At 39.5% G+C, this 8,272-nt stretch carries 4 protein-coding genes and 1 pseudogene; all 5 read right to left on the bottom strand.

Translation table 11 applies throughout. The features are described from left to right. A pseudogene (locus QNK26_RS13795) lies at window positions 1-432 on the bottom strand (hypothetical protein); the annotation flags it as partial. A gap of 116 nt (window positions 433-548) precedes the next feature. Next, a complete protein-coding gene (locus QNK26_RS13790; RefSeq protein ID WP_319223920.1) occupies window positions 549-2,843 on the bottom strand; it encodes a mechanosensitive ion channel family protein in 2,295 nt (764 codons plus the stop codon). 281 nt (window positions 2,844-3,124) lie between these two features. Next, window positions 3,125-4,060 carry a porin gene (locus QNK26_RS13785; RefSeq protein ID WP_319223918.1) on the bottom strand — a complete coding sequence of 312 codons (936 nt, stop codon included), beginning with the start codon at window positions 4,058-4,060 and terminating at the stop codon, window positions 3,125-3,127. Between the two features lie 683 nt (window positions 4,061-4,743). Next, window positions 4,744-7,410, bottom strand: coding sequence for a type I DNA topoisomerase (topA, locus tag QNK26_RS13780; RefSeq protein ID WP_319223914.1), 2,667 nt, complete (start codon window positions 7,408-7,410; stop codon window positions 4,744-4,746). 320 nt (window positions 7,411-7,730) lie between these two features. Further along, on the bottom strand, window positions 7,731-8,272 hold a 542-nt coding region (sohB, locus tag QNK26_RS13775; RefSeq protein WP_319223911.1), incomplete at its 5' end, for a protease SohB.

Below are 8,272 nucleotides of genomic sequence, written 5' to 3'. Positions count from 1 at the left end.
GTCCATCACATCACGTAAACCAAGAATACATTTGGTATTAGTACCTTTAAAATGCGCTAATGTGCTAACGACTTCATCTTTCAAGCCACCCGGTTCTTTATCGACGAGGAAAATATCCGGTTGAAACACTTTTGAGGTATTCAGAATGATTGATTCTCGTAATGCCAATGTATCCGCTAAATCGATCAGTAAGCCGAGTGAGGTATATTGGCCATTATGCAGTTTAATCACACCCGGTATACGAATAAAATCCACTCTGGCTTTAAAATCAAAACGACCAATGATCGGCGAACCCGTAATAATGAGAACAGACAAGCCCTTGTATCGGTCAACAAGCTCATGCGCGATAGTTCTGCAGCGACGTAAATGCCCAAGACCGAAAGAGTCATGGCTATAGATAAGCAAACGGCTATTATTTAATTTACTGCGCACTCGAACTCTCTTTCACTAAATACAACTAAGGCGATAAGGTTACCAAAAAAGTGCAGGCTAAGATAGCGCAGCACTCACTTAACAACCCATTTACATTATTAAAAATAAACACTATTTTAGTTATAATCTGAGTCTATTTTATCATTCTTTTTGATATCTGCAGATACACTTAATGCGGCAGCGGCACCTAGCTTTTCAGTTAAAGCAGCATTGTTTTCAATCATATCTTGAGGATCGTCTTTCTCTTTACCGCTATGCTGAGTTAATACATGCACAGAACGATGCGCAAACTCAATACCATTGGCTTTTAAGGATTCTTGTACCAGTCTAAATGCTTCACGACGAATAACCCATTGCTCGCCAGGTACACAAGTAAACTTCATGCGGAAAATAAGTGCAGACTCCTCAACCCTGATCACACCTTGTGACTTTAACGGCAATAGAAAGTGCTGGCCGTATTCAGGGTGTGATAGCATTTTTTGTCCCACTTTTTTAATCAGTTTACGCACCTTCTCTACATCTGTTCGGTAATCTAATCGGAACTCTAACTTCTTGGTGATCCAATCTCGAGATAAATTACGGACCGTGGCAATTTCACTAAATGGAATAGTTTGTACTGCACCAAGGTGATGGCGTAATGTAATCGAACGAATAGAGATACGCTCGACAGTACCACGTAAGCTAGCAGCCTCAATATATTCACCACGGCGAAATGCATCATCGAGCAAAAAGAAGATGCCCGAAATAACATCTTGAACAAGCTTCTGGGCACCAAAACCAACCGCAATACCAACGATACCAGCACCCGCAAGTAACGGAGCGATCTCAACACCAATAATGCTTAATATCATCAACAAAACACAAGAAAACAAGAACACTAATAAAAATGAGCGCACCAAAGGCAGTAAGGTTTCAGATCGAGACGCTCCGGTACCACCACCTTCACCGTCTAGTTTTGAAGTACCGTCTTCATTACCAGCACACACCATATCGTAAGGTAAATGACGCTCAATAGCAGATTGAATTATCTCCCAAACCGCATAAGCACAAATAACTACAACGATGATATCAACAAACATTTGGATAAGACCGCCAAGACTATTAGCAAGTTTTTCCCAAGCATTATGATCAAAGCTGGCATCTATGTGATAGAAGATAACTGAGGCAAATATAATGCGCAGCGCAATGATCACCCGGCGAATAAATTTATCACAACGGCTGTCATAAGAATGGCTTTGTAACCAAGTAATACCTTTTAGCTGACTAAGGATAACAAAGATCAGTCGGTCTAATATTGGGAAGGTAAAAGTAAGCCACCAAATCGGCGTAAAGTTATCCGCTTGCTCGTAATAGCCTAAAAACTCGTACATGGCCCAGAATAGCCAAGCGATAAACAACCAAATTGTAAATATAGTGGTCCAAGTTTGACGTAAAAAACGGCTAAAGGCAGAACTTGTTTCTCTCTTATCAGTAAACATCGCTTCAATTGTTCTACGATTAAACCAAATAAAGCCAATCGAGAGAATATTTAGGATCATACCTGTCGATGGCGTGATTAAAGCAAACAAAATTGGATCGACTGAGAATAAGACTAAAATACGCCACATCGTAGTAATAGTAAGATAGACAGCCATAAACACCAAAATTGACCAATATAAGCGGCTTGCAGACTCACAATTAATCTTAAATAATCGGTTACCTTTCGCATAAGGCGCTAGAATAAGTCTTAATAAAATAACCAATGCTCGAATTTTTACAACCAAAGCCAGCCCATGTAAGCTTAATAAACGAAAGGGGTCGGTTTCACTGTAGCTATAAATAGCAATAAGTGCGGCTGCGATAGCAAAAATAGCAATCCCAACATACTGAAAAAAGCCTCGCATTAACAAATAATCAAGATTATCTCTGAACGTTGAGCCCTTTTCTTCGGCTACCCGCTCCGAAAAAGCATTCATTTTTATACTAACTATGCGCTCGATAATAAATCCCGACACCAGCATGAGCATAAAAGTAGTGAATAACGATGATAAACGCCCTATTCCTTGGCCATCAGTGATGTTATTTATTAATTTTTGTTTATGCTCAGGCCAACGTTCTAAACTATCAAGTAGTTTCGTTTTTCGATCTTTAGCATCCATTAAAAAGATGAAACGAGCCATATCGCCATTTTTATACAGATACTGCTTATCAGCATCATCACGTGCTGCTATCCCAGCGGCATTTTCTATTGCTAAGGTATCTAATGGTGCTGCGGTATGACTAATACTCTCAGTATCGCTAGCTCCTACTTGCTTTAAATACATACCTCCGCTCGCTTGTGCAAGCGTAGAGCTACTCAATATTAATAATATACCAATAAATAATGTCGCAACAATACGACTGAAGATACTTGAGCTAAGAGTATTGTGCATAGCGATGGCCAAATAAGTGTTGATAAGAATAACTATAGTATCAAAACTTTACAAAAGAATGATCCGAGTAAACAGATATTATTCATAAGTAAGATACAAATAAGAGTAACGAAAATGTCTAAACTGGAGCACATATAATTAACCATGAAATACATGCTTTAATTAAATATGACTAGAGATATGAAAATATTCTGAAATTCAGTTATAAAAAAACCGTTCACTTTAAAAGTGAACGGTTTCATCAGTCAGTGTTGTTTATAGCAACTAATCAACAGGGTTGATTAGAAGTATACACGACCACCTAACCATAGAGTGTCATCAGAACCTTTCGCACGGTCTGCAGTAGCACCGTCACGGTCACTTGAATTGTACTCAGCAAAAGCAATTACGCCTTTAGCTAGTTCATAATCAGCACCAAGAACTAGTTCAGAACCTTGATCTGATTTAAGATCACCGTCTAAGATGTCATACATAGCGTAGATACCAACTTGACCTAGTGTGTAATGAGCACCAAGACCGTATGCAGATGTATCAAGGTTACCAACTTCAGAAGCTTGATATTGAGCAGCTAATACTAATGCATCAAGAGTGTAACGCGCGCCTACAATGTATGTAGAGTTATCAACAATACCTTGGCCAGCAACAGTACGGTCGTTTGCGATGTTGTAAGAACCACCAAGTTCTAGACCCGCAACGTTATATGTAGCACCGAACGCGTAAGTATCTTGGTCCATTAAAGAAACAACGATAGAAGCGCCGCCGAATGCTTTAGTATATTTAAGTTGATCTTCAGAATCAGAACCAAAAAGATCGTTATCTTCGTTATAAACACCATTCTCATAAGAGAAATCGTTCATTACTAAGTCATCATTCAGACCATACTGTTTACCTAATTCAACAGCACCGAATACGTTATGCTCTAGACCAACATATGATTTGTTTAGGTATAAGCCGTTGCTTTTACCTTCGCCTTCATTGTCAGAGTTTTTGATTTCAACATGACCGTATGCTTTAAGGCCACTGTCTATTTCTTTAGCTACTTTAAGATCAAAACGTGTTCCAGCATCTTCGAATTTAACGTTGTCAGAATCTTGAATTGCAACGTGGCCACGGAAAGAACCGCCTAGAGAAACAGTAGTACCTTCGTTGTTGTAGATTTCAGCAGCGTTTGCAGCGCCAGCTAGTAGAATTGCAGAAGCAAGAATAGTCTTTTTCATTTTAAAAATCCTTTATGATTTATAAGTTAACTCATTCACTGCTTGAACCTCTCTTTGAGATGATTCGAACTGACAATGATTGGTACAACCAAGAGTTAATTGTATTCTAACAAGTAGTCGTTAAAGCAAATATTCATTTTGAATACGATTTAACAACTACGCTTAAAACTTGGTATAGATTATAGTCATAATAATTTCATGAAAACTATAAGGAAAATCAATAAGAGGTCAAAAACAAGATCGCGGACACATAAAAAGGTATGACAAGAAGAATGTTCTTGACACAAGAAATAAACACTACCTATTAAGAGAGCTCATTACGAGCTAATCGATTAAAAAAAAAGCATTTATGTACCTTTTATGACAGGCACTATAATTTGTATTTATTCTGCTAATTATTAAGAGCAGCAAAGCAACTAAAAGTTCATTTTATCTTACTAAGTATTTAGAGTTAGTTCCGAATCATAGAGATTAGAATAGTATGGATTTTTAACAAGGCACGTTTCTTCTATATATAGTAAAATAACAATAATAATCTTTAGACCCTGATCACGAAAATGAAACAGCTACATTGCTGCCTCGGCATAATTACAGACAAAAAAATACCCCAGCATTGCTGAGGTATCTTATAAACACATACTGGTCTACACAGGTATAGTGTAAGCGCTAAGAAAAACTAGTAACTACTTTTCAGTTTCAGCTTTTTTCTTCTTCACGACTTTCTTCTTCTCTTCTTCGACCCATTTACCATTGATATAATGCGCTGTCCAACCCGTGGCTTTCTTCTCCACTTCGGTCATCACATATTGCTCTTTGGTTTTACGGCTAAAGCGAACAATGGCTTTATTACCGGCAGGGTCTTGCGCTGGCGCATCGGCTAAGTAATAAAACTTCTCCGAAATACGGTCTCTGAAGCGTACTAGCTCTTCAATCAAGGGAGCACGAGTCTCACGAGATTTAGGGAAAGTATTCGCCGCTAAGAAGATACCAGCGGCACCATCACGTAGCACAAAGTAAGCATCCGATTTTTCACATTCCAATTCTGGAAGGAAAACAGGATCTTCTTTTGGCGGCGCAACTTCACCACTTTTCAGGATCTTACGCGTATTCTTACATTCTTCGTTAGTACAGCCCATGTATTTGCCGAAACGGCCATTTTTAAGCTGCATATCATACATACAACGGTCACACTCAACCACAGGGCCATCATAGCCTTTTAGCTTGAATTCACCTTTCTCGACTTCATAACCTGTACATTCGGGGTTATTACCACAAACGTGCAGTTTACGCGTTTCGTCGATCAAGTAGCTATCCATTGCGGTGCTACATTTAGGACAACGACGTTTCGCCATGAGGGCTTCTGTTTCAGCATTCTCATTAAGCAAATCTATGGCTTCTTCACCAGAAACTAGGTTAATCGTTTTCTTACAACGTTCTTTAGGAGGCAAGTTATAACCAACACACCCAAGGAATACACCTGTCGTCGCAGTACGGATACCCATTTCACGTTGGCATGTCGGACATTCAATATCCGTGACAACCATCTCGTTCGAGCGCATACCGCCTTCAGCCACTTCAGCACCAGCTGTTGCTAGCTGCTTCTTAAAGTCACCAAAGAATTCATTCAGTACATCAATCCAATTCAGCTTGCCTTCAGCCACACCATCAAGTTGAGACTCCATGCTTGCAGTGAAATCGAAGTTCATCAGCTCTTCAAAACTTTCAGTCAGACGTTCAGTAACGATCTCACCCATTTTTTCAGCAAAGAAACGACGGTTTTCTACTTTTACATAACCACGATCTTGAATCGTTGAGATAATCGATGCATACGTCGACGGACGACCAATACCACGTTTCTCTAATTCTTTAACCAACGACGCTTCATTAAAACGTGCAGGCGGCTTAGTAAAGTGTTGCAATGGATCAACCGTAATCAGATCAAGTGTTTCACCAGCTTCAAGCACAGGTAAATTACTTTCATCTTCAGACTTTTTACTCATTGGTGGCAGCGCTTTTGTCCAACCAGGAAAACGCATAGTACGTCCCTTCGCAGTCAACTGATACTCACCAGCAGCAACCGTAAGTTTGGTTGAATCATATTGCGCAGGCATCATTTGACAAGCAACAAATTGACGCCAAATCAATTCGTATAATTTCTTCGCATCATCGTCCATGCCTTTCAAATCGCCTGACATAACATTTACATCAGAAGGTCGGATCGCTTCATGGGCTTCTTGAGCGCCTTTTTTAGAACCGTATAAATTTGGTTCTTCAGGTAAATAATCTTTACCGTATTTTGTTTCAATAAAACCGCGTGCACTTTCTACAGCATCTTTACTCAAGTTTGTTGAGTCAGTACGCATATAGGTAATGTAACCACCTTCATATAAGCGCTGTGCTAAGCCCATAGTACGTTTAACACCATAGCTATGGCGGGTACTTGCAGCCTGCTGCAGCGTCGACGTAATAAAAGGTGCTTTAGGTTTACTGCTGGTTGCTCTGTCATCACGTTTTAATAACGAATAACTGGCGTTTTGTAAGTCAGTAACCGCTTTAGTCGCTTGCGCTTCATTCACAGGTTTAAATGCTTCACCGGCGTATTTAACCGCTTCAACACGTAATGGCTCACCTAATGACGTCACTAAATCTGTATGCACATCCCAGAATTCTTCTGGAATGAAAGCTTTGATATCTTTCTCTTTATCGACAATCAAACGCACGGCTACCGACTGGACGCGTCCAGCAGATAAACCACGAGCGATCTTTTGCCAAAGCAACGGCGATACCATATAGCCAACAACACGATCTAAGAAACGACGCGCTTGTTGTGCATTAACACAATCAATGTTCAGTTCTGACGGCTGTTCAAATGCTTCTTGGATCGCTGTTTTCGTAATTTCGTTAAACGTTACTCGTTGAAAACGAGAGTCATCACCACCAATAATTTCCCGCAGGTGCCATGCAATAGCTTCCCCCTCGCGGTCTAAATCGGTTGCGAGATACACAATTTCTGCTTTTTCAGCTAATTGTTGTAACTCTGCAACGACTTTCTCTTTACCAGGCAAGATCTGATAGGTTGCTGCCCAGTCATTTTCAGGGTCGATGCCCATGCGAGAATATAACGCTTTTTTATCACGCTTTTGTTTAAATGCAGCTTTTGCTTCAGGCGTCATGCCCTTAGTTTGTTGAGCAAGGGTCGGAGCACCTGCTCGTTTTTTGGCTGCGCCACCACTGGTTGGTAAATCACGCACGTGACCAACACTTGATTTAACAATGTAGTCTTTGCCAAGGTATTTATTGATGGTCTTCGCTTTTGCTGGCGATTCCACAATTACTAGAGATCTTCCCATACAGACGGATTCTTTTAATTTATGAATAATATGAAATTGATGAGCGCTACTGATTAGATATGACTTAATGATAGCCAAAAGTAATATCTAATACCTGCGCTCTATTTATATATATACATTGAATATATATATAGTAGTCAATAATTTTTCAATTATTTTTTTAATGCTTACATTTCATACAGAATTATCCCTCTAGGATAGCGATACAAATGCAGTGTAAAAAGCCATCAAAAATATAAAAGCCAAACTAATAAACTACCTATAAGTTAAATACGTAGTTTTAACTTATATGCTTTTTTATTGCTAGCGTACTCACAATTTTATAATTGTGGGTACTTATTTTGCTGTAATAACTTGTCTAAACTTGTTGAAATAGCCATTGATGCCGCTTGTGCTAGTTTTTCAGCTAACTTTTTACGCACCACATATTTCACTGTATAAATAGTTTGAGACTTGTTGGCTTTTAATAAGTAATCATCACTCGTTTGTAAGGTATCCACTAATCCACGCTCGTGTGCATGGGTACCAAACCAATGCTCGCCTGTGGCGATCTTTTCGATATCCATACTAGGTCGGTGAGCACTTACAAAATCTTTAAATAATACGTGGGTTTCTTCAAGCTCTTGCTGGAATTTATCACGTCCTGCGTCATCATTTTCGCCAAACATTGTTAACGTACGTTTGAATTCACCAGCGGTCAGTTGTTCCACATCGATATTGTTCTTTTTCAATAAACGATTAAAGTTAGGAATTTGCGCTACCACACCGATAGAACCAACGATAGCAAACGGTGCCGCGATAATATGGTCAGCAATACACGCCATCATGTAACCACCACTTGCAGCCACTTTGTCAACCGCAA

The sequence above is a fragment of the Moritella sp. genome (genome assembly GCF_033791185.1).
In the GTDB taxonomy this organism is placed as follows: Bacteria; Pseudomonadota; Gammaproteobacteria; order Enterobacterales; family Moritellaceae; genus Moritella.
This window is presented reverse-complemented; position numbering and strand designations above follow the sequence as displayed.

What these genes read in the sequence shown, in the direction of transcription:
- QNK26_RS13790 (WP_319223920.1), bottom strand. Translation starts at nt 2,843, where the DNA reads ATGCACAATACTCTTAGCTCAAGTATCTTCAGTCGTATTGTTGCGACA.
- QNK26_RS13785 (WP_319223918.1), bottom strand. Translation starts at nt 4,060, where the DNA reads ATGAAAAAGACTATTCTTGCTTCTGCAATTCTACTAGCTGGCGCTGCA.
- topA (WP_319223914.1), bottom strand. Translation starts at nt 7,410, where the DNA reads ATGGGAAGATCTCTAGTAATTGTGGAATCGCCAGCAAAAGCGAAGACC.